At 69.5% G+C, this 21344-nt stretch carries 19 protein-coding genes; 7 read left to right on the forward strand and 12 right to left on the reverse strand.

What is annotated here, in order from left to right; all coding sequences use genetic code 11:
- Positions 1–83: 83 nt before the first annotated feature.
- Positions 84–4016, forward strand: coding sequence for a Pls/PosA family non-ribosomal peptide synthetase (locus AC1DBD_RS13400; RefSeq protein ID WP_476982364.1), 3933 nt, complete (start codon positions 84–86; stop codon positions 4014–4016).
- A gap of 66 nt (positions 4017–4082) precedes the next feature.
- A complete protein-coding gene (locus tag AC1DBD_RS13405; protein WP_476982307.1) occupies positions 4083–5459 on the forward strand; it encodes a M1 family metallopeptidase in 1377 nt (458 codons plus the stop codon).
- 28 nt (positions 5460–5487) lie between these two features.
- Here AC1DBD_RS13405 and AC1DBD_RS13410 read toward each other — a convergent pair whose 3' ends face one another.
- The 3 genes from AC1DBD_RS13410 to pheS are packed head-to-tail and all read right to left on the reverse strand — an operon-like array spanning position 5488 to position 9827.
- Positions 5488–6165, reverse strand: coding sequence for a 4'-phosphopantetheinyl transferase family protein (locus AC1DBD_RS13410; protein WP_476982308.1), 678 nt, complete (start codon positions 6163–6165; stop codon positions 5488–5490).
- A gap of 54 nt (positions 6166–6219) precedes the next feature.
- On the reverse strand, positions 6220–8763 hold the full coding sequence (pheT, locus tag AC1DBD_RS13415) for a phenylalanine--tRNA ligase subunit beta (RefSeq protein WP_476982309.1): 2544 nt from the start codon (positions 8761–8763) through the stop codon (positions 6220–6222).
- Between the two features lie 2 nt (positions 8764–8765).
- The gene (gene pheS, locus AC1DBD_RS13420; protein ID WP_476893576.1) at positions 8766–9827 is read right to left on the reverse strand and encodes a phenylalanine--tRNA ligase subunit alpha; all 1062 of its coding nucleotides are present in this window, start codon (positions 9825–9827) and stop codon (positions 8766–8768) included.
- Between the two features lie 202 nt (positions 9828–10029).
- Between pheS and AC1DBD_RS13425 the strand changes: the two genes are divergently transcribed.
- Together AC1DBD_RS13425 and AC1DBD_RS13430 are read left to right on the forward strand one after the other, a co-directional pair.
- Complete coding sequence (locus AC1DBD_RS13425) at positions 10030–10524, forward strand: hypothetical protein (protein ID WP_441419426.1); 495 nt, start codon at positions 10030–10032, stop codon at positions 10522–10524.
- Positions 10521–11159: an SIMPL domain-containing protein gene (locus tag AC1DBD_RS13430; RefSeq protein WP_476893577.1), complete on the forward strand. Its 639-nt coding sequence runs from the start codon at positions 10521–10523 to the stop codon at positions 11157–11159. Before AC1DBD_RS13425 ends, AC1DBD_RS13430 begins: the two co-directional genes overlap by 4 nt.
- A gap of 36 nt (positions 11160–11195) precedes the next feature.
- On the opposite strand, the gene pcp is transcribed toward AC1DBD_RS13430, so the two are convergent.
- A complete protein-coding gene (gene pcp / locus AC1DBD_RS13435; protein WP_441419424.1) occupies positions 11196–11837 on the reverse strand; it encodes a pyroglutamyl-peptidase I in 642 nt (213 codons plus the stop codon).
- Between the two features lie 93 nt (positions 11838–11930).
- Between pcp and AC1DBD_RS13440 the strand changes: the two genes are divergently transcribed.
- A complete protein-coding gene (locus tag AC1DBD_RS13440) occupies positions 11931–13058 on the forward strand; it encodes an Rv2578c family radical SAM protein (protein WP_441419423.1) in 1128 nt (375 codons plus the stop codon).
- 64 nt (positions 13059–13122) lie between these two features.
- On the opposite strand, the gene AC1DBD_RS13445 is transcribed toward AC1DBD_RS13440, so the two are convergent.
- From AC1DBD_RS13445 to AC1DBD_RS13460, 4 genes are read right to left on the reverse strand one after another with little or no spacing between them, the layout of a single operon-like run.
- Positions 13123–14496, reverse strand: coding sequence for an NAD(P)(+) transhydrogenase (Re/Si-specific) subunit beta (locus AC1DBD_RS13445; RefSeq protein ID WP_476982310.1), 1374 nt, complete (start codon positions 14494–14496; stop codon positions 13123–13125).
- Positions 14493–14843, reverse strand: coding sequence for an NAD(P) transhydrogenase subunit alpha part 2 (locus AC1DBD_RS13450; RefSeq protein ID WP_476982311.1), 351 nt, complete (start codon positions 14841–14843; stop codon positions 14493–14495). The genes AC1DBD_RS13445 and AC1DBD_RS13450 overlap by 4 nt, the downstream gene beginning before the upstream one ends.
- Positions 14843–16000: an NAD(P) transhydrogenase subunit alpha gene (locus AC1DBD_RS13455; protein WP_476982312.1), complete on the reverse strand. Its 1158-nt coding sequence runs from the start codon at positions 15998–16000 to the stop codon at positions 14843–14845. The genes AC1DBD_RS13450 and AC1DBD_RS13455 overlap by 1 nt, the downstream gene beginning before the upstream one ends.
- Before the next feature lie 42 nt (positions 16001–16042).
- Complete coding sequence (locus AC1DBD_RS13460; protein ID WP_476982313.1) at positions 16043–16486, reverse strand: (deoxy)nucleoside triphosphate pyrophosphohydrolase; 444 nt, start codon at positions 16484–16486, stop codon at positions 16043–16045.
- A gap of 186 nt (positions 16487–16672) precedes the next feature.
- Here AC1DBD_RS13460 and AC1DBD_RS13465 point away from each other — a divergent pair, with 186 nt between their 5' ends.
- Positions 16673–17881, forward strand: coding sequence for an MFS transporter (locus tag AC1DBD_RS13465; protein ID WP_476982314.1), 1209 nt, complete (start codon positions 16673–16675; stop codon positions 17879–17881).
- A 74-nt stretch (positions 17882–17955) separates the two neighbouring features.
- Here AC1DBD_RS13465 and AC1DBD_RS13470 read toward each other — a convergent pair whose 3' ends face one another.
- Positions 17956–18876 carry a cation diffusion facilitator family transporter gene (locus AC1DBD_RS13470; protein ID WP_441419417.1) on the reverse strand — a complete coding sequence of 307 codons (921 nt, stop codon included), beginning with the start codon at positions 18874–18876 and terminating at the stop codon, positions 17956–17958.
- Between the two features lie 230 nt (positions 18877–19106).
- Here AC1DBD_RS13470 and AC1DBD_RS13475 point away from each other — a divergent pair, with 230 nt between their 5' ends.
- Positions 19107–19373, forward strand: a complete 267-nt coding sequence (locus tag AC1DBD_RS13475) for a GlsB/YeaQ/YmgE family stress response membrane protein (protein ID WP_441419416.1) — start codon at positions 19107–19109, stop codon at positions 19371–19373.
- 111 nt (positions 19374–19484) lie between these two features.
- Here the strand turns inward: AC1DBD_RS13475 and AC1DBD_RS13480 are convergent, their stop codons facing one another.
- The 3 genes from AC1DBD_RS13480 to rpmI all read right to left on the reverse strand — a co-directional run bounded on the left by AC1DBD_RS13480 (position 19485) and on the right by rpmI (position 21234).
- The gene (locus AC1DBD_RS13480) at positions 19485–20384 is read right to left on the reverse strand and encodes a TrmH family RNA methyltransferase (RefSeq protein WP_441419415.1); all 900 of its coding nucleotides are present in this window, start codon (positions 20382–20384) and stop codon (positions 19485–19487) included.
- A gap of 65 nt (positions 20385–20449) precedes the next feature.
- Positions 20450–20920 carry a 50S ribosomal protein L20 gene (gene rplT / locus AC1DBD_RS13485; RefSeq protein ID WP_175323251.1) on the reverse strand — a complete coding sequence of 157 codons (471 nt, stop codon included), beginning with the start codon at positions 20918–20920 and terminating at the stop codon, positions 20450–20452.
- Positions 20921–21039: 119 nt separating this feature from the next.
- Positions 21040–21234: a 50S ribosomal protein L35 gene (rpmI, locus tag AC1DBD_RS13490; protein WP_009358635.1), complete on the reverse strand. Its 195-nt coding sequence runs from the start codon at positions 21232–21234 to the stop codon at positions 21040–21042.
- Positions 21235–21344 lie beyond the last annotated feature (110 nt).

Consider the following 21344-nt stretch of genomic DNA (forward strand, 5'->3'; position numbering starts at 1 on the left):
AGTGGCACCGATGTCTTCCGTTCATCTGCTGCAGGGAGAATCACCCTGTGATTGAGCAGCAAACGCCGGCCGTCGGCGTTCCCTTGGGCGGCGGCCGCCCGGCCGGCGCCGCCTATCAGCCGCAGCTGCCGGGCGCCTTCGCGGCGCCGCCGGAGCGGACCCTGGTCGACGTCCTGCGGGAGACCGCCGACCGCTTTCCGGACGCCTCCGCGCTCGACGACGGCCGACGCTCCCTGAGCTATGCCCAGCTGATGGACGAGGTCCGGGCCACCGCGAGGAAGCTGCACCTGGCCGGGCTGGGCGCGGGCGACAAGATCGGCGTCCGGATCCCCTCGGGCACCAACGAGCTTTACATCTCCATCCTGGCGGTGTTGTTCGTCGGGGCCGCCTATGTTCCGGTGGACGCCGACGACCCCGAGGAGCGGGCCTCGCTGGTGTTCGGCGAGGCCGGCGTTGCCGGCGTGCTGCGTGCCGGTGGGACGATCGTCACGGACTCCGGCCGTCCCCGGCCCTTCCCGGCCGCCAGGGAGCCGGTCCCAGGCGACGATGTCTGGGTCATCTTCACCTCCGGATCCACCGGCACGCCCAAAGGCGTCGCCGTCCGGCACCGTTCGGCTGCCGCCTTCGCCGACGCCGAGGCTCGGATCTTCCTCCAGGCCGAACCGATCGGGCCCCAGGACCGGGTGCTGGCCGGGCTTTCGGTGGCCTTCGATGCTTCCTGCGAGGAAATGTGGCTCGCCTGGCGGCACGGTGCGTGCCTGGTCCCGGCGCCGCGCGCCCTGGTCCGGACCGGCATGGACCTGGGCCCCTGGCTCATCAACCACGGCATCACGGTGGTCTCCACGGTGCCCACTCTCGCGGCGCTGTGGCCGGTGGAGTCGCTCGAAAGCGTCCGACTGCTGATCTTCGGCGGCGAAGCCTGCCCGCCCGAACTCGCCGAGCGGCTGGCCGTGGACGGACGCGAAGTCTGGAACACCTACGGACCCACCGAGGCCACCGTCGTCGCCTGCGCCGCGCCGCTGGGCGGCCCGGGACCGGTCCGGATCGGGCTACCGCTCGACGGCTGGGACCTCGCTGTCGTCGACTCCGACGGGGTGCCGGTCTCCGAGGGCGGAATCGGTGAGCTGATCATCGGCGGAGTCGGGCTTGCCCGCTATCTCGATCCGGCCAAGGACGCGGAGAAGTATGCTCCCCTGCCGGCGCTGGGCTGGTCCCGCGCCTACCGCTCCGGCGATCTGGTGCGCTACGAGCGGGCGGGACTGCTCTTCGTCGGCCGCGCGGACGAACAGGTCAAACTGGGTGGGCGCCGGATCGAGCTCGGCGAAATCGACGCCGCCCTCCAGTCGCTGCCCGACGTCGCCGGGGCGGCGGCAGCGGTGCGGACGACGGCGGCCGGGAACCAGGTGCTGGTCGGCTACCTCGCACCGGCCGACGGCAGGGAACTGGACCTGGCAGCCGCCCGGCTGCTGCTCGCGTCCACCCTGCCCGCCCCGCTGATCCCGTTGCTCACCGTCGTGGACGCCTTACCGACCAAAACCAGCGGCAAGGTGGACCGGCAAGCACTGCCGTGGCCGCTGACCGGCCCGGGGGCGGCGGACACTGCGGCGGCGCCCATGGACCTCCCGCAGGACGCCCGCTGGATCGTCGAGCAGTGGAGCGCTGTCCTGGGCGGGACCGTTTCGGACCTCGATGCCGATTTCTTTGCCTTCGGCGGCGGCTCGCTGGCCGCGGCCCAGCTGGTCTCCGCGCTGCGGGTCCGCTACCCGACGATCACGGTGGCGGATATCTACGCCACGCCCCGGATCGGCGCCCTGATCGACACCGCACGCCAGTCCCTCCCGGAAGGCGGGGCCCCGGCGGCCGGCCAGCGTTCGGTCCGTCCCACGTCCCGCCGCGCCCAGTGGGTCCAGACGCTGCTGGGTGTCCCGCTGCACATCCTCGTCGGGATGCGCTGGCTGACTTACCTGATGGTGGCGAACAATTTGCTCGCGTCCCTCGCCGGGTTCACCGCGGCGCCGACCCTGTCCTGGTGGTGGGTGGGAGCCTCCTGGCTGGTGTTCGTCAGCCCGGCCGGGCGGATGGCTATTTCGGTGGCCGCGGCCCGGCTCCTGCTGCGCAATGTCTCCCCCGGAAGCTACCCTCGGTCCGGCCGAGTGCATTTGCGCCTGTGGCTGGCCGAACAAATCCAGGACCTGGCCGGGGCCGTCAGCCTCGCCAGCGCCCCGTGGGTGCCCTACTACGCCCGGGCTCTGGGCGCCACGATAGGCAACAACGTCCAGCTCCATTCGCTGCCGCCGGTGACCGGGCTGCTCACGCTCGGCAACGGCTGCAACATCGAACCCGAAGTCGATCTTTCCGGCTGGTGGATCGACGGCGACTCCGTCCACATCGGCGCGATCCGGATCGGCGCCGGTGCCGTCGTCGGCGCCCGCAGCACGCTCATGCCTGGTGCCAGCATCGGCGCCGGGGCGCAGGTGGAGCCGGGTTCGGCCGTCCTTGGCCGGGTCAAGGCCGGCCATTTGGTGGCCGGCTCCCCGGCAGAACGCCGGGGCAAAGCCAAACAGGGCTGGCCCGCGACGCCACCGGAGCACCATCTGATCGACCGGCTCTGGTTTGCCGGTTTCGCCTCCGCCTCGGCTCTCCTGGCCCTGATCCCCTACCTGTCCGCCGCTGCGGCCGGACTGGTGATGTTCCTCTTCATCCAGGGCCGCGACTCGCTGGCCGCGGCCCTGCCGCAGCTGGCCGTCTCACTCCCGCCGGCCGCGCTCGCGTGGTTCGGCGCCAACCTGGTCCTGGTTCTCGCGACCACGCGCCTGCTCGGCGCCGGGCTGCGCCCCGGCTACTACCGGGTGCGCAGCCGGATCGGCTGGCAGGTGTGGGCGACGGAACGGGTCCTCGACCTGGCCCGCGACCTGCTCTTCCCGGTCTACGCCAGCCTCTTCACGCCGGTCTGGCTCCGCCTGCTCGGCGCCAGGGTCGGCCGGAACGTGGAGGCCTCCACGGTTCTGCTGATCCCGAAAATGACGACCGTGGGCGAGGGTGCCTTCCTGGCCGACGACACCCTGATCGCGTCCTACGAGCTCGGCGGCGGTTGGATGAGGATCGCGCCGGCAAAGGTGGGCAAACGCTCCTTCCTCGGCAACTCAGGCATGACCGCCGCAGGGCGCAGCGTGCCCAAGAACTCCCTCGTGGCGGTCCTCTCCGCGACCCCCGCGAAGGCGAAATCAGGGACCTCCTGGCTGGGCAGCCCGCCGGTGCGGCTGCGCAGGACCGCCATCGCCTCCGATGACACCCGCACCTTCCAGCCGCCCCTGCGGCTCAAACTGGCCCGCGCCCTGTGGGAGCTCTGCCGCTTTGTCCCGGTGGTCCTCACGGTCGCCGTCGCCGCGGCCGTGCTCGTGGCCCTGGACTGGCTGGCCGGCACCTTCAACTACGCCGTAGCCGCCCTCCTGGGCGGCGTCGTGGTCCTGCTGGCCGGCGCGGCCGCTGCCGGCAGCGCCGTCGTCGCGAAGTGGCTCCTGGTGGGACGCATCCGCCCCGGTGAGCACCCGCTCTGGAGTTCGTTCATCTGGCGGAACGAAGTGGTGGACACCTTCATCGAGATGGTCAGCGCCCCATGGTTCGCGCGCGCGGCATCCGGCACCCCGGCCCTCGTCTGGTGGTTGCGCGCCCTGGGCGCCAAGATCGGGGCTGGCACCTGGTGCGAGAGCTACTGGCTGCCGGAGGCGGACCTCGTCACCCTGGGCCGCAGCGCCACGGTCAACCGCGGCTGCGTGGTCCAAACCCATCTCTTCCACGACAGGGTCATGAGCATCGACACTGTTACGCTCGAAGACGGGGCCACGATGGGTCCGCACGGGGTCATCCTGCCGCGGGCCCGGATCGGCAACGGCGGGACGGTGGGCCCTGCATCACTCGTGATGCGGGGCGAAACGGTCCCGGCCGCCACATACTGGATGGGAAATCCGGTCAGCCCGTGGGTCGGCCCGGATGTTCCGGCGCCCAAGCCCAAGTAGCCCCGCCCTGGTAGTTCCCCGCCCGGAAGACGCCTCCCGTCCACCGCAACGACCGAAAGCCGTGCCATGAGTCCCATCGCCTCAGCCGCTGCCGAGGAATTCCCCGCTGAATTGCCGCCCGCAACGCCCGCAGCCGCTCCGGATCCGTACATGCCGGGCCATGGCACCGACGTCTACCGCGTCACGCGCTACGAACTGGAGCTCGACTACCGCATCAGCAGCAACCATCTGGGCGGCCGGGCGACGCTGCACGCCGTCGCCCGGCGCCAGAGCTCCGCGATTGTCCTGGACCTGACCGGGCTCCGCGCCACGAAGGTGCTGATGCCCGGCCGGAAGGTGCGCAAGTTCAACCAGCGGGCTGAGCGGCTGGTCGTGGTGCCGGACACGGCGCTGCTGCCCGGTGACGAATTCACCCTGGACATCCGCTATGAGGGCAACCCGGCGCCCCGCCGCGGGCTCTGGGGAGAGGTGGGCTGGGAGGAACTGAGCGACGGCGTCCTGGTCGCCGGGCAGCCCAACGGCGCGGCGTCGTGGTTTCCCTGCAACGACCATCCGCGGGACAAGGCCAGCTACCGCATCGCGGTCACCACCGATGCCAACTACCGGGCCGTCTGCAACGGGGTACTGGTCTCGCACCAGGCCCGTTCCAGCCGCGAAACCTGGGTCTACGAGCAGTCCGAACCCATGGCCAGCTACCTCGCCACGGTCCAGATCGGCCGGTACGAACTGCTGTCGCTGAACCCGGACCGGACGGCCGGCGACGTCGCCCAGACCGCCGCGGTGCCGGCCGAACTGTCGGCCGAGGCCCGCGCCGGGCTCGCCCGCCAGCCGCAGATGATGCGTACCTTCACCAGCCGCTTCGGGCCCTATCCGTTCGCCGACTACACCGTTGTGGTGACCGAGGACGTCCTGGAGATCCCGCTGGAGGCCCAGTCCCTGTCCATTTTCGGGCGCAACCACCTGACGCCGGACTGGGAATCCCAGCGGCTGATCGCGCACGAGCTCTCCCACCAATGGTTCGGGAATTCGCTGACGGCAGCGTCGTGGAAGGACATTTGGCTGCACGAAGGCTTCGCCTGCTACGCCGAGTGGATCTGGTCCGAGGAGGCCGGGATCATGAGTGTGGCCGACCGCGCCCGGGCGGCCTGGCGGATGCTCAACCGCGAGGGCCAGGACCTGCTGGTCGGTGACCCGGGGCCGGAATTGATGTTCGATGACCGCGTCTACAAGCGCGGCGCCCTCGCACTGCACGCGGTCCGCCTCCACTGCGGCGATCTTGCCTTCTTCGCGCTCCTGCACGAGTGGACCGGCAGCCACCGGCACGGCTCCGTCACCACCGAGGATTTCATCGTGGCGGCGGACCGCGTCACCGGGATGGACGCCGAGGCTGTGCTGCACCCCTGGCTTTATCAAGAGGCGCTGCCGCCCCTTCCGGCCAGCTGACCGCCTGAAAGCTGACCCCGGGACCGCGCTAATCCCGGGCCGGGAGCGCGGAAAGGGCGACGGCGGCAGCGAACTGCGCGGGCAGTCCGGATTCATCGGGTGGCAGGTCCCGGATGCCGGGCTGGTGCAGCACCTCCACGGTCTCGGGCGCGGTGCGCAACCCGGTGCCGCACAGCTTGAGCCAGGCCTCCTTGCGTGCCCAGAGCCGGGCACGTCCGTGCAACAGCTCCGCGCCGGAGAGGCCGCGAAGGCTCTGGCGTTCTGCCGGGCCCAGCGCCACCTGATCGAAGCCGTCAAAATCAGCACCCGCCGGGTCCTGCACGTCGACGCCAAGGCGCAGCCCCGCGTCAGGATTCAGCACGGCGGCCAGCAGGACCCAGCCCGCGCTGCGGGACAGGCTGAGCAGAAGCGGAGCCGGCGCGCCGGCCAGGGTGTAGCCGGGCCTGCCGTGCGGGCTTCCGGGACCGCAGTGCGGACAGTCGTAGGCGGCTATGAGCTCCGACGGCGGCACGTCCAGCAGTTCGGCGGCAAGCTGCCGCTGAGCCAGCCGGCCGGCCAGGAACGCCGCCCGCGGACCGGGCTCCAGTCCCAGGGCGCGCCCGAGCTCGACGTCGTCCAGCAGTTCGCGGGCGTCGGCGTCCGGTAACCCGGGTGCGCCAGGTACGCCAAAGGGCGGGACCGACCGCACAATCAGCTGCGATGCCATGGTCCCGCCCTCCTATATTTCAGGCTCTCCCGCCAGGGGCTTCCCTCCGGGCCGCTAGCGCTGCACGGCGCCGAAACGCTCGTGGGCGGCAGCGACCGCGCTGTCGCGGGCAGCCGAGGCCTCGTCCGCGGTCAGCGTCCGGTCTTCGGCCCGGAAGCGCAGGTTGAAGGCGAGCGACTTCTTACCCTCCTCGATGCCCTTGCCGGCGTAGACGTCGAACAGGGACACCTCCTCAAGCAACTCCCCCGCGCCCTCGCGCAGGGCGGCCAGCACCTCGTCCGCCGCAACGTCGGCCGCGACCACGAGGGCGACGTCCTGGGTCGCCACGGGGTAACTGGAGATGTGCCGGGCGACGATCACGTCGGCGGCGGCTTCGAAGAGCGCCTCGGCGTTCAGCTCCAGCGCCACCGAGCGGGCCGGCATGTCGTGCGCTGCGAGCAGTTTCGGGTGGAGTTCGCCGGCGTAGCCCACGACCTCGCCGCTGCGCAGCGCCAGCTGCGCGGCACGGCCCGGGTGGAACGCCTGGTGCTGGCCCTTGCTGACCACCAGTTCGACGCCGAGCACATCGCCGGCGAGCCGGGCGATGTCCAGCGCGTCGGCCCAGTCCCAGGCGCGGGGCGTGTGTGCCGGCGCAGCCGGGGAATCGTGGCCGGTCAGCACGGCGCCGAGATGCAGCGGCTGGTCCGGGACGCCGTCGTACAGACCGTCCAGCACCTCGTCGGAGGGCTTGGCGCCCAGCGGCGGAATCGAGGCGGTGCCCAGCGTGTCGCCGGGCAGGAAGACCAGCCCGGACTCGAAGAGCGCGAGGTCGCGGAAGCCGCGGGAGTGGTTGCGCTTGGCGACCTCGATCAGGCCCGGCAGGATGGAGGTCCGCAGGTAGCCCTGCTCTTCGCTGATCGGGTTGGCCAGCTTGAGCGCCTTGCGCTCCGCGCCGGCAACGGGAACCCCGAAGGTGTCGTTGGCCGCCTTGGAGACGAACGGGTACGCCATCACCTCGGTGAGGCCGGCGTCGGCCAGGGCCTGCACGAGCCGGCGGCGCTGCTGCTGGACTCGAGTAAGGCCGCGTCCCGGGGGCGCCACCGGGAGGGTCGCGGGGATCTTGTCGTAGCCGACCAGCCGGGCGATTTCCTCGGAGAGGTCTTCCTTCGTTTCCAGGTCGTTGCGCCAGCTCGGGGCCGTGACGCTGTAGCCGGTGCTGGTCTTTTCGACGACGGCGCCGAGGTCCTGGAGCGAGGTCAGGATCTGTTCCTCGGTGAAGTCGATGCCGATCCGCTCGGCGGCGAAGGCCGCCGGCAACTGCACGGTAACCGGAGCGGGCGCGGTGCCAACGTCGGTGCCCTCGGCCGCATCGGTGCCTCCGGCGAGTTCAACGAGGAGGTCGACGGCGCGCTGGGCGGCCACGTGGGCAACGTGCCAGTCCACGCCGCGCTCGAAGCGCTTGGACGCCTCGGAGGGCAGCTTGTGGCGGCGGCGCGAACGGGCAATCGAGACTTCCTCGAAGTGCGCCGCTTCGATCAGGATGGTCGACGTCGCGTCGCTGACTTCGGTGGCGGCGCCACCCATCACACCGGCGACGCCGATCGGGCCGGAGCCGTCCGTGATCAGGAGGTCTTCGGCGTCGAGCGCGCGGTCCTTGCCGTCCAGGGTCTTGAGCTTCTCGCCGGAGACGGCGCGGCGGACCACGATCTCGCCGGAAAGCTTGTCCTGGTCGTAGAAGTGCAGCGGCTGGCCGAGCTCCAGCATGACGTAGTTGGAGATGTCCACCGGCAGCGAGATGGAGCGGATGCCGGCGAGGCGCAGCCGGGCGGACATCCAGGGCGGGGTGGGCCGGGTGGCGTCCACACCGTGCACGGTGCGGGCCACGAAGCGGTCGCAGCCGGGCTTGCCGTAGATCGGTGCGTCGTCGTTGAGCTTGACCGGGTAGCCGCCGGCCAGGGCGGCGGGGGCCTGCACCTTGGACGCGGGGTCGGTGAAGGGCGTGCCGGTGGCGTGCGCGTATTCCCGGGCCACGCCGCGGATCGAGAAGGCATAGCCCCGGTCCGGAGTGACGTTGATTTCCGCGGCCTGGTCGTAGAGGCCGAGCAGTTCCATGGCGTCGGTACCCAGTTCCGGGTCCAGGCCGATCCGGGACAGCACCAGGATGCCGTCGTGGTCCTCGCCGATGCCGAGTTCGCGGACCGAGGCGATCATGCCGGCGGAAAGGTGCCCGTAGGTCTTGCGGGCGGAGATCCGGAAGTCGCCGGGCAGGACAGCGCCCGGAAGCGTGACCACCACCTTGTCGCCTTCCACAAAGTTGTGGGCGCCGCAGATGATGCCCTGCACGCCGGAGGGGTCGATGCCGTCGCCGGTGAGCGTCTGCTCCTGGCCTTCGGGGACCACACGGACCTGGCACCAGTTGATGGTCTTGCCGTTGGACTGCGGCTCCTTGACCAGGCTCAGGACCTGGCCCACCACGATGGGGCCCTGGAGCGCATCCGTGGGGCGGTGGACCGCTTCCTCTTCAAAACCGACCTTGACCAGATCGGCCATCACGTCTTCGGCCGTCGCTCCGGCCGGTACCGCTGCGAATTCACGCAGCCAGGAAAGTGGGATACGCACTGTTAGATCTCCATCCCGAAGTGCTCGCTGAAACGTACATCGCCTTCGATCATGTCGCGCATGTCGCCGACCTCATTGCGGAACATGAGGGTGCGTTCGATGCCCATGCCGAAGGCAAAACCTGAATAGACGTCCGGATCGATGCCGGCGGCGCGCAGCACGTTGGGGTTGACCATGCCGCAGCCGCCCCACTCGATCCAGCGCGGGCCGCCCTTGGCCCCGGGGTGCCAGATGTCCAGCTCCGCGGACGGCTCGGTGAACGGGAAGTAGTTGGGGCGCAACCGGATCTGGGCCTCGTCGCCAAACATCTGGCGGGCGAAGTGCTCCAGGGTCCCGCGCAGGTCCGCCATGGACAGGCTCTTGTCGATCGCGAGGCCCTCGAACTGGTGGAAGACCGGGGTGTGCGTGGCGTCGAGTTCGTCGGTGCGGAAGACCTTGCCCGGGCACAGCACGTAGATCGGCACCTCGCGTTCCAGCATGGAGCGGACCTGCACCGGGGAGGTGTGGGTGCGCATCAGCAGGTGGGCCTCGGGCGGCTCCACGAAGAAGGTGTCCTGCATTTCGCGGGCCGGGTGGTCCGGCTTGAAGTTCAGCGCATCGAAGTTGAACCACTCCGACTCGACCTCGGGGCCCTCGGCGATCTCCCAGCCCATCCCGACGAAGATGTCCGCGACGCGGTCCTGCAGCGTGGACAGCGGGTGGCGGGCACCGGCGCGACGGCGGCGCGGAGCAGCCGTGACGTCCACGGTTTCCTCGACCAGGATGCGGGCGTCGTTCTCCGCCTCCAGTTCGACCGTGCGGTCCGCGAGCGCCTTGTTGACGCGTCCGCGGGAGGCTCCCATGAGCTTGCCGGCGGCGGCCTTCTGGTCCTTGGGCAGGGCGCCAATCTCACGGTTGGCCAGGCTCAGCGCGGATTTCTCCCCGGTGTGGGCGAGGCGCACGGCCTTGAGCTCATCGAGCGTCGAGGCGGCGGCAATGGCGGCGACGGCCTGGTCTACGGCGGCGGTGATGGCGGCTTCATCCAGAGGGTTCGGGACGGGGGCGCCCGGCAAAGTTTCAGTCATCTACTGTTCTTAGCTACGAGTCGGGTGATGCCAACGCACGCAGGGCCTCAACGGGTGCAGGGACCGGTGCATGGACAAAGGTCAGGGCTCACCGGAACTTCCCGGCGGGCGCTCCCGTCCAGTCTAGTTGAACGCGTCCGGGCGCCCGAACGTGACGGACAGGGACCGCCGGGCAGCACGGCTCCCCCGCTACCATGGCCTCATGACCTCCGGACAGCGGCTGCGGCAGCTTGCCAATCTGTTGAATGCATCTACCCCGCTGGGGTTGCTGCTGGCAGCCTGCGCCCGGACCAGGGTCCGTCGCGGCCCCCGCGGCCTGATCCTCGCCACCGGCTACCGCTGGCGGCTGCCGTTCGCGGCGGCGTTCACCGTGGGCAACGTGGTGCTGTTCCGGGCCGGTCCCGCCGAAGCCCTGGGCAACCCGGTGCTGCTGGGACACGAGGAACGCCACAGCACCCAGTACGCCTGGTGCCTGGGCATGCCGTTCCTGCCGCTGTACTTCCTGTCCGCTGCCTGGTCCCTGTGGCGGACGGGCAATCCCGGATCGGCCAACCCCTTTGAACGGCACGCCGGGCTCCGCGCCGGCGGTTACCCCCTCCTGCCCTCCCCAAGCGCTTCCCGACGACGGCCCCCAGGAAAAGGCGCCCCAGGAAAACCGGCCAGCAAGGCCCCCCGAGCGGAACGAGGCATGACATGACGGAAACTCCCCGATCCATTGCGGTCACCGGATCCGGCACCGCGGAAGCCGCGCCGGACCTGCTGACCCTCGGCATCGGCGTCGAATGCCGCCGGCCCGGCGTGGAGGCGGCGTATGGCGACGCCGCCCTCGCCTCGTCCGCGATCACGGCCGTGCTCAGGAGGCACGGCGTGCCGGACGCGGACATCACGACGTCGGGGCTGAACGTCCGGGCCGAGGTCAGCTGGCAGGAGGGCCGCGGGCAGCTCGTCTCCGGCTACCTGGCCTCCAGCATGCTGAGTGTCCGGCTCCGCGAGCCGGCGGCCGCGTCGGCGCTCATCGCCGCGGCGGTCGCGGCAGGCGGGGACGATGTGCGCCTCAACGGGCTGGAGCTCGGCTTTACCGATCCGTCGGCGGTCGAGGTGCGCGCCCGGGAGGCGGCCTGGAACGACGCCCGCACCGCGGCCGAGCACTTCGCCGCGCTGGCGGGCGCCCGGCTAGGCAGGACACTCTCGGTAACGCAGCAGTCCGGGACCGCCTCACCCATCCCGCTGGCCAAGATGCAGCGCGTGGCGGCATCCGAGCCGCTGACCGTCGAGGCGGGCGGTTCGAGCGTCACGGCGACTGTCGACGTCGTCTGGGAGCTGCTCGACTGAGCTCGCCGGACGGGCGGGACTTCGTGCGGGGCGGGGCTAGTGGGTGGCGCCCGCGGCGAGCTTGAGGTCAGCCGTCGTCGCCAGCGCGGTCCGTACGACGACGGCGAGCGCCTGCACCATCTGCTCCTGCGGGAGTGAGGCCAGTCCGCTTCCCGGCGGGACCTGGTCCGGCCCGTACGGTACATGGACAAAGCCGCCGCGCGCCCCCTGGGTGAGCCGCAGGGCGTGCATCAGGCCGTAAAAGACGTGGTTGCAGACGTAGGTCCCGGCCGTCTGTGACACCTCGGCGGGAATGCCCGCCGCTCCCAGCGCCGCCAGCGCCGCCTTTACCGGCAGCGTGCTGAAGTAGGCCGCTGGAGCGCCGGGCACCACAGGCTCGTCGACCGGGGCGTTGCCCGCGTTGTCAGGGATTCGCGCGTCATCGCAGTTGATCGCGATCCGCTCCAGCGAAATGCGTGCCCTGCCGCCGGCCTGTCCTGCGCAGACCACGAGGTCGGGGCGGTGCTCCGACAGGGCCGCGTGCAGCACCGTGATGGCCTCCCCGAAGACGCAGGGAAGTTCGATCGCCGTCACCTCATGGCCTTCGGCTTCGAGCAGGGCCGCCGCACCGCGCGCCGCGGTCCAGGACGGGTTGGTGCTTTCGCCGCCAAACGGTTCGAAGCCAGTCAGGAGAATCATGCGCCCAGCCTAGCAACGCTATGATCCGTGCCGGCGCTGTTTCTTTGGCCCCGGGTCCTTGACTTAAGATCGAACATATATTCGAATGTATCCATGAGATGGGACGCGCAAGCACTGAAGCCAAGCGGCGAAGCTCTCCCTGCAGGGTCCGCCGCAGGGCCCGCCTCGCCGGCCCTGCTGCCGCTGGCCGGACTCGTGCGGTCCGTCTCCACCCCTGAGTTTGCCGGGGTCACTTTTCATGAGGTCACCGCCAAATCGGTGCTCAACAAGGTGGCCGCCGGTTCCCGCATGCCGTTCGAGTGGACGGTCAATCCCTACCGCGGCTGCAGCCACGCCTGCGTCTACTGCTTCGCCCGCAAGAGCCACACCTACCTCGACTTCGACTCCGGCCTCGACTTCGACAGCCAGGTAGTAGTCAAGATCAACGCCGCCGAGGTGCTGCGCAAGGAACTCGCCAAGCCCTCCTGGCAGCGCCACCACGTCGCCCTGGGCACCAACACGGACCCGTACCAGCGCGCCGAAGGCCGCTACCAGCTGATGCCCGGCATCATCGGCGCCCTGGCCGACTCCGGCACTCCGCTGTCCATCCTCACCAAGGGCACGCTGCTGGCCCGGGACATCCCGCTGCTCAAGCACGCCGCCGCCCAGGTCCCGGTGGGCGTTGGGATCTCGCTGGCCATGACCGACGAGCGGCTCGCCGAGGCGGTGGAACCCGGAACGCCGGGCCCGCGGGCCAGATTGAAGCTGGTCTCCCGGCTGCGCGACGCGGGGCTTCCCTGCGGCGTGATGGCCATGCCCATCCTGCCCTGGCTCTCGGACTCCGACGAAGCGTTGGACTCGCTCTTCGGCTCGCTCGCAGCGGCTGGCGCCACAGGCGTCACGGCAGGGGCGCTCTACCTCAAGCCCGGCACCCGGGAGTGGTTCATGCAGTGGATCGCCCGTGAGCACCCCCAGCTCGCCGGAAAATACCGCCGCCTCTATGGCAGCGGTTCCTACGCTTCCAAGGAATACCGCGCGTGGCTGGCGGGCCGCATCCGGTATTTCAAGTCCCGGCACGGCTTCCTGGGATCCTCGGGGTTCAGCCACCGGGACCTCAACGATGATCCGCGGGAGGAGGAAGCCCAGTACCCGGCGGGCAGCATCCCCGGACCGGGAGCGCCGGGAGCGGCGGCCTACAGTGCCGGCGTCAACGCCGGAACAGCGCAGCCCACGCTCTTCTGACCGGCGCGGCCTCTTCCTGTCCTCCGGCAGGGCGCCTGCCCGGCGCCGGTGCCTAGTCCGGCGCCTAGAGGATTTTGACCGCTCCGAGGACCTTGGAGAGCGAATCCTTGGCGTCGCCGAACAGCAGGGTGGTTTTGGGGTCATGCAGGAGCTCGTTCTCGATGCCTGCGAAGCCCGGCCGCATCGAGCGCTTCAGGAACACCACCTGCTGCGCCTGGACTACCTCAAGGATCGGCATCCCGTAGATCGGCGACCCCGGGGACGACTTCGCGGCCGGGTTGACGACGTCGTTCGCGCCCACCACCAGGGCGATGTCCGTGTTGGCGAACTCCGGGTTGACCTCCTCGAGTTCCCGGAGCGACTCGTACGGCACGTTTGCCTCCGCCAGCAGCACGTTCATGTGCCCGGGCATCCGGCCCGCGACCGGGTGGATGGCGAAGACGACGTCGACTCCCCTGGCGGTGAGGGCGGTGGCAAGCTCGGCTACCGTGTGCTGGCCCTGGGCGACGGCGAGGCCGTAGCCCGGCACGATCACGACGCGCTGGGCATAGCCGAGCTGGACGGCGACGTCCTCGGCCGAGGAGGAGCGCACCGGCCGGTCGCTGAGGGCGGTCGAACCCGCTGTGGATCCGCCCCGGAAGGCGCCAAACATGATGCCGGCCACCCCGCGCCCCATGGCCGAGGCCATCACCTTGGTCAGGATGGTGCCGCTGGCGCCCACAAGTGTCCCGGCGACGAGCAGCAGCACGTTGCCGAGCACGATCCCGGACGCCGCGACGGCGAGGCCGGTGAAGGCGTTCAGCAACGAGATCACGATCGGCACGTCGGCCCCGCCGACCGGGAGCACCAGCAGTAGCCCCGCGGCCAGGCCCAGCACCAGCAGCACCCCGGCCCAGGCCGCCGACCCCGTCAGCACAACGAGTCCACCCGCGGTCAGGGCGCCCGCCAGGACGAGCACCATCACGGCAGGCATACCCGGGAAGAGCAATGGTCGGGTGCTGATCAGCTCCTGCAGTTTCCCGACCGTGACGGCCGAACCGGCGAAGGACACCGCGCCGACCAGCATGGTGAACACGACGGCCAGCCGCACCCAGGAGTCCGCGCTGTGGCCGAGTTCCAGCACCGCTACCAGCGCCGCCGCGCCGCCGCCCACCCCGTTGAACAGGGCCACCAATTGCGGCATCTGGGTCATCTGCACCCGCCGGGCCACCGGTACGGCCAGTGCGGTGCCGACGGCGATGGCGGCCAGGATCAGCGGAATGTTCTCCAGCCGCGCGGAGAGGAACACGGTCACCACGGCCACCGCAGCACCGGCCGCGCCGATGGCGTTGCCGCGACGGGCGGTCCGGGGCGAGCTGAGGCCCTTAAGCGCGAGAATGAAGCAGACGGCCGCCACGAGGTAGAACAGCGCGGTCCAGCCCGGGGCGAGGACACTCATTTGCCCTCCTCCCCCGCCGCACCGGCGCCGGCAGACGGGCCGGATACCGTAGTGGCACCGGGACGCGCAGCCTTCCGCGGGCCGAACATCTCCAGCATCCGGTCCGTGACGACAAAACCGCCCACCAGGTTGACTGTCGCGAGGACCACCGCGAGCAAGGCGACGGCGAGCAGCCAGGGGTCGTCGGCCTGGCCTGCCACGATGACCGCGCCGACCAGGATGATGCCGTGGATGGCGTTGGCGCCGGACATCAGCGGGGTATGCAGCTTGCTGGTGACTTTGGAGACGACTTCAAAGCCGACGAAGACGGCGAGCACCACCACCGTGAGTAACGTGACAGCATCCATTAGTTGTGGGCCTCCATCGCTGCCGCCGTGCCGGCGTGCCGTACGGCGCCGTCGTGGGTCAGACAGGCCCCGGCGACGACGTCATCGTCGAAGTCCGGGACCACCTTGCCGTCCAGGGTCATCAGGGCCAGGAGGTTGGCGACGTTCTTGGCGTACAGCCGGGACGCGTCGGAAGCTACGGCAGACGCCGCGTCCTTCATCCCGACCAGCGTCACGGCGCCGCCCGGGACCGGAACCAAAATGTCCCGGCCGGCGATGACTCCCTCGACGTTGCCGCCGGATTCGGCGGCAAGATCCACGACGACCGATCCGGCCCGCATCCCGGCCACCATGTCGGCGGTGACGAGCAGCGGGGCGGCCCGGCCCGGAATCGCCGCCGTCGTAATCAGCACATCCGCCGCGGCGACGTGTGGCGCCAGCAAGGCACGCTGCCGGGCCGCGCGGTCCTCCGCGAGTTCACGGGCGTAGCCGCCGCTGCCCTCAGCGGACGCGTTCGCAGCTCCGGTATCGAGCTCCAGGTTAATGAAGGTGCCGCCCATCGAAGCGACCTCGTCGGCGGAGGCGGCGCGGATGTCGTTGGCCGAGACCCGCGCGCCGAGCCGTTTCGCGGTGCCGATCGCCTGCAGGCCTGCGACGCCGGCGCCGAGCACCAGCACCCGCGCCGGCGGGATGGTCCCGGCGGCGGTCATGTACAGCGGAAAGAACCTCGGGTAGCGCAGGGCCGCCTCCAGCACGGCGCGGTAGCCGGCGACCAGGGACTGGGAGCTGAGCGCGTCCATAGACTGGGCACGGGAGATCCGGGGCACGAGTTCCAAGGCAAAGGACGTCACGCCGGCGGCGGCGAGGGCGCCCACGGCCGGAAGTTCCGAAGCCGGTGAGGCGAAACCGATGGTGACGGTGCCGGGCCGCAGCGCGCCGGCTGTTTCCGGGGAGAGCGGGCGGACGTGCAACAGGACATCCACGGCGTCCAGCGGGAGCTCCGGTGTGAGGCTGGCCCCGGCCGCCTCATAGTCGGCGTCGCCGTAGCCGGATTCGACGCCGGCACCGCATTCCACCAGCAGCGACAAGCCGAGGCCCGTGAGCTGCCGCACCGTCTCGGGGGTGGCCGCAACCCGGCGTTCCCCCGCACGCTGTTCCCGTCTGACCCCCACCTGCACGCCAAGCTCCTCTCGGTTCGCCCCAGCGTAGGCACACAGCGCCTAGTTTGGCGAGGGTTCCGCCGCGACCGCCGCCAGGAGTGCTTCCACGATCGGCAGGTCGGCCGGGATCCAGGGCAGCTCCAGGACTTCCTGCGGGTCCGTCAGCGCCACCCAGCGGAGTTCGTCATGGTCCTGAAGTGGCTGCGGCGTGCCGGCCGCCAGCTCGGCGAACCAGACGCGCATCGCGGCCCGGTCGTTGAGCGGCCAGCCGGCCGGTGCCTCAGCGGGCAACTCCGGCCCCAGCCGGACTTCCACCCCGAGTTCCTCCAGCAGTTCACGGTGCAGTGCACGCTCCGGAGCCTCACCCGGGTCCACCTTGCCGCCGGGGAACTCCCACATGCCGGCAAACTGGGGCGGTGCGGTCCGCCTCGCCACCAGGAGGGTCCGGGGGGCGGCCAGGGAATCCACTACTGCGCCGCCGACGACGTTGATGAGTTCAGTCACGTCCACCAGTCTAGGGGCGCCGCGGCCGTGGTTGCCGGGGGACAATGATGGGAGACCTGGCGTACGCCGTTGGAATATTGGAATACCGGAGCCTGCGCCCCGCATTCCCTGCTCAGAGACTCCACGCCGAACCACTGCGCCGCATTCTCCTGGCTCCAGCCGGGATCATTCCCGAAAAGTAGATGAATGACAACCACCAAAGACGCCCCCGCCACGCCGAAAACCGGCAGCCGCCACCTTGCCCTCGCCATCATTTCCCTTGCGATGGGCGGATTCGGCATCGGCACCACCGAGTTCACCATGATGGGCCTGCTCAAGGAGGTGGAACAGGGCCTGGGCATCGGCACCCCGGAGGCCGGGCACCTCATCTCCGCCTATGCCCTGGGCGTGGTGGTCGGCGCACCGGTGCTGGCCGCCGTCGGAGCCAAACTGCCGCGCAAGTACCTCGCGCTGGGGCTCATGCTGTTCTTCAGCCTCGCCAACCTCAGTTCCTTCATCGCCCCGGACTACGGCACCATGCTGGTGTCCCGCTTCGCCGCAGGTCTGCCGCACGGCGCCTTCTTCGGGGTTGCCGCGGTCATTGCCTCGTCCCTGGTCGCCCCGACCAAACGGGGCTGGGCCATTTCGATGGTGATGGCGGGCCTCACCGTTTCCAACGTCATCGGTGTGCCGTTCGGGACCTGGCTGGGCCAGAACTTCGGCTGGCGGCTGCTCTTCCTGCTGGTCGGCCTGATCGGCATCGCCACCATGGCCATGCTGTGGAGGTTCGTGCCGTTCCAGAAACCCCACGCTGACGCGAGCATCCGCCGTGAACTCGGCGCGCTGAAGCGGCTGCAGGTCTGGCTCGCCGTCCTGATCGGCGTGGTCGGCTTCGGCGGTTTCTTCGCCACGTACACCTACATCGCGCACACCATGACCTCAGTGGCGGGCATTCCCTCGGAGTGGCTGCCGCTCGTCGTCGCCCTTTACGGCGTGGGCATGGTGGTGGGAAACATCGTCGGCGGACGGATTGCGGACAAGTCCGTCATGGGCACCATCTACTGGGTCCTGCCCGGCGTTGCCGTGGCGCTCGTGGTCTACGCGGTGGCCGTGCACTGGCCCTGGTCCGCCTACGTGATGGTCTTCGTCGTGGGGGCCGCCGGTTCCATGCTCGTCCCGGCGCTGCAGACGCGGCTCCTCGATGCCTCCCCCGGCGCGCCGTCGCTGGCGTCCTCGCTGAACCATGCGGCCCTCAACGTGGCGAACGCCCTGGGCGCTTTCCTCGGCGGTCTCGTCATCGCTTGGGGCTGGGGCTACGTGGCGCCGGCCCTCGTGGGGGCGGTGCTGGCCATCCTGGGCCTCGGCGTCGCCGCCCTCAGCGGTGCGGTCGAACGCAGGAAGCCGCTGGTCCGGTAGCCGACTGAAGCAGTACCGGCCCAGCGGCCTCGGGTTGAACGGGCGGAAGGCGCAGGCTGGGTGGAACGCGCGAACTAGCTGGCGCTGACGCGCTGCACGTCCGGTTCCAGGTAAATCACCCGTGCGGTGGGCACGGCTTCGCGGATCCGGACCTCGGTGGCGTCGATGGCCGCCGCGATGTCCCGGCCCGAGTCGGCCGCGCCGACGCCGATCTTGGCCGCCACCAGCAGTTCCTCGGGGCCGAGGTGCATGGTCTTGATGTGGATGATGCTGGTGCCGTCGGACTCGATGGCGCCGCGGATCTTTGCGACGTCGGCCTTGGTCGCCGACTCGCCCAGCAGCAGGGACTTGGTTTCCACCGCCAGCACCCCGGCGATCGCCACCAGCAGCAGGCCGATCATCCCGGTGCCGAGGGCGTCCCAGATGCCGTTGCCGGTCACCAGCGTCATGCTCACGCCGAAGAGGGCGAAGGCCAGGCCCAGCAGGGCGCCGAAGTCCTCCAGCAGGATCACGGGCAGCTCGGGCTGTTTGGCGTTGCGGATGAAGTGGACCCAGCTCTGGTTGCCGCGCAGCGGGTTGGACTCCCGGATCGCGGTCCGGAACGAAAAGGACTCGGCGACGATGGCGCCGATCAGCACGGCCAGAGGGACCCACCAGAAGTCGCCTTCAATGCCGTGCGGGTGCTGGATCTTGCCCCAGGCCTCGTAGAGCGCAAACAGGCCGCCGACGGAAAAGAGCACGATCGAGACGATGAACGCGTAGATGTACCGTTCCCGGCCGTACCCGAACGGGTGTTCAGGGCTTGCTTCCTTCTTGGCGCGCTTTCCGCCGACCAGCAGGAGCAGCTGGTTCCCCGAATCGGCGAGCGAGTGGATGGCCTCCGCGAGCATCGACGAGGACAGCGTCAGGATGAATGCGACGAACTTGAGGACGGCGATCGTCAGGTTGGCGGCCAACGCCGCGACAATCGCCTTGGTACCGCCGTTTGCAGCCAAGAGAGCTTCTCCTTTGGAGGTTTTTCAGGGGAACGTGCGGAAGGCGCTTGGGGCCCGTGTCCGCAAGGAACACCGTACCCGTTTAGGGCCCGCCACCGCACCGCGGCGGGGCCGGTTTGCGGTACGTAACGATTGAGTGTGATGTTGCTGACACGCGATCACGCCTGTGTTAGCTTGAAGCCATAATCGGGATTCCTAAGGTGAATGCCGACGAATATGTAGGAGGAGACATGGGCTTTCTAGGCTGGATCATTCTCGGACTCATTGTAGGTGCAATCGTTAAGGCAATCATGCCTGGCAGGGTCGGCGGCGGCTGGGTCACCAGCCTCGTGCTCGGCGTCGTCGGGGCCGTTGTCGGCGGCTGGATCGGCGACCTGCTGTTCGGCGGCGGCAAGATGGAATTCTGGAACCTGGGTTCCTGGATCCTGGCCATAGTCGGCGGCCTCGTCGTAGCAGGCATCTACGGCGCCATCACCGGGCGAAACCGGACCACGTAAATCTCTCACGCCACCGCCCGGCAGCAATGCCGCAGCGGTGAAGGCACGACGGCGGGGGCTCACCAATTGGTGGGCCCCCGCCGTCGTTGGTTCTTCTATAGGTGTTGCCGGCTAAGCCGTGCGCTGCTGCGACCGGGCGCTGGCGTAAAGGCAGACCGTTGCCGCGGTGCCCAAGTTGAGGCTTTCCGCCGCTCCGTAGACCGGTACGGCGACACGGTGGTCTGCGAGGGCGAGTTCCTCTTCGGAGAGCCCCTGGGCCTCGTTGCCGAACAGCCAGGCGGTTGGCTGTTCCAGGGCGTACTCTGATTCGGCCGCGGACGCGCCGAGCCGCCGGGCCGCGTTCTCGTCCTGGAGCCGGTCCAGATTCAGCTGGCCCTGGCCGTCCGCCGCGAGGACACCGATGCCGCGTTCCTTGCAGCGTGCCACCAGTTCCTCTACATCGGCGCCGAGCACCACGGGCAGGTGGAACAGGGATCCGGCCGTAGAGCGCACAGCTTTGGGGTTGTAGATATCAACGCTGGAGGCAGTCAGGATGACGGCGTCCGCCCCGGCGGCGTCGGCGGCCCGGAGCACGGTTCCGGCGTTGCCGGGGTCGCGCACCTGGCACAGGACCGCGACCAGTTGCGGGTCCGCGTCCAGCACCTGATCGAGGCCGACGTCCAGGAACCCGCAGACCGCGAGGATGCCCTGCGGGGTGACCGTGTCCGCCATCGCGGCCAGCACTTCGTCGGTGGCCAGGTACGCGCTGGTGCCCTCCGCGAGTGCCTCCAGGTCCGGGTGCCGGTCCAGGCAGGCCTCACTCGCGTAGACCTCGTAGACGATGCCGGGCTCCCCCGCGGCAACCCTCTTCTGGTGCAGGACCAGGGCTTCCCGGACGGCCTGCGGCCCCTCCGCCAGGAACTCGCTGCGCTTTAAACGGGCCGGGCGCCCGGCAAGCTGTGCCACCTTCCTCACTCGATCGGCTCGAGGGTTGGAAAGTGGAAAGTCTTGCGGGCGCCCGGTTTCGTTCATATAAGAACCTTAGTTGCTCTCGCGAGCAGTTCTTGAACGACGCTGTCTTTCGACGGCGGGAGGAACTACTTTGCGGCCTCGGCGTCAGCCTTCTTGGCAGCAGGCTTCTTCGCGGCAGGCTTCTTCGCAGCCTTCGGGGCCGCAGCAGCCTCGACCTGGACGGCCGGAGCGGACGTGTCGGCAGGCAGCGAGTCCTTGGCGACCTTGACCAGCGCGGCGAAGGCGTTGGCGTCGGAGACGGCCAGCTCGGCCAGCATACGGCGGTCAACCTCGACCTCAGCGGCCTTGAGGCCCTGGATCAGACGGTTGTAGGTCAGGCCGTTGGCGCGGGAAGCAGCGTTGATGCGCTGGATCCACAGGCGGCGGAAGTCGCCCTTCTTCTTCTTGCGGTCGCCGTAGCTGTACACAAACGAGTGCAGCAGCTGCTCTTTGGCCTTGCGGTACAGGCGTGAACGCTGTCCACGGTAGCCCTTTGCGCGTTCGAGGATAACCCGGCGCTTCTTGTGGGCGTTGACCGCCCTCTTCACACGTGCCACGTGCGTACTCCTTCAGAATTCTGATCCCAAGCATCTACTGCCGGAAAACCCGGCTGGCCTGAGAAGCCTTTTTGGTAGTGGACCGCTGCCAGGTGGCAATCGATCCGAGAACTTGGAACTTAGATGCCGAGCATCTTCCGGATGACCTTGGCGTCGCCCTTGAAGACGATCTTGTCGCCGGCGAGGCGGCGGGTCAGCCTGGAGGACTTGTGCTCGAGGTAGTGGCGGCGGTTGGCCTGCTGGCGGCGCAGCTTGCCGCTACCGGTCAGCTTGAAGCGCTTCTTAGCACCGCTGTGGGTCTTCATCTTCGGCATGGGAACCGATCTCCTTACGTATCCGCAGACGGGGTCTGCAGTCTTTCGTGCAGCCGCCCCTGCGGGCGGCGTGCTGGTTGCTTGCTGCCGGACATTGCTGTCCGGCAGCC

This window comes from Arthrobacter sp. 10T419 (assembly GCF_056394105.1).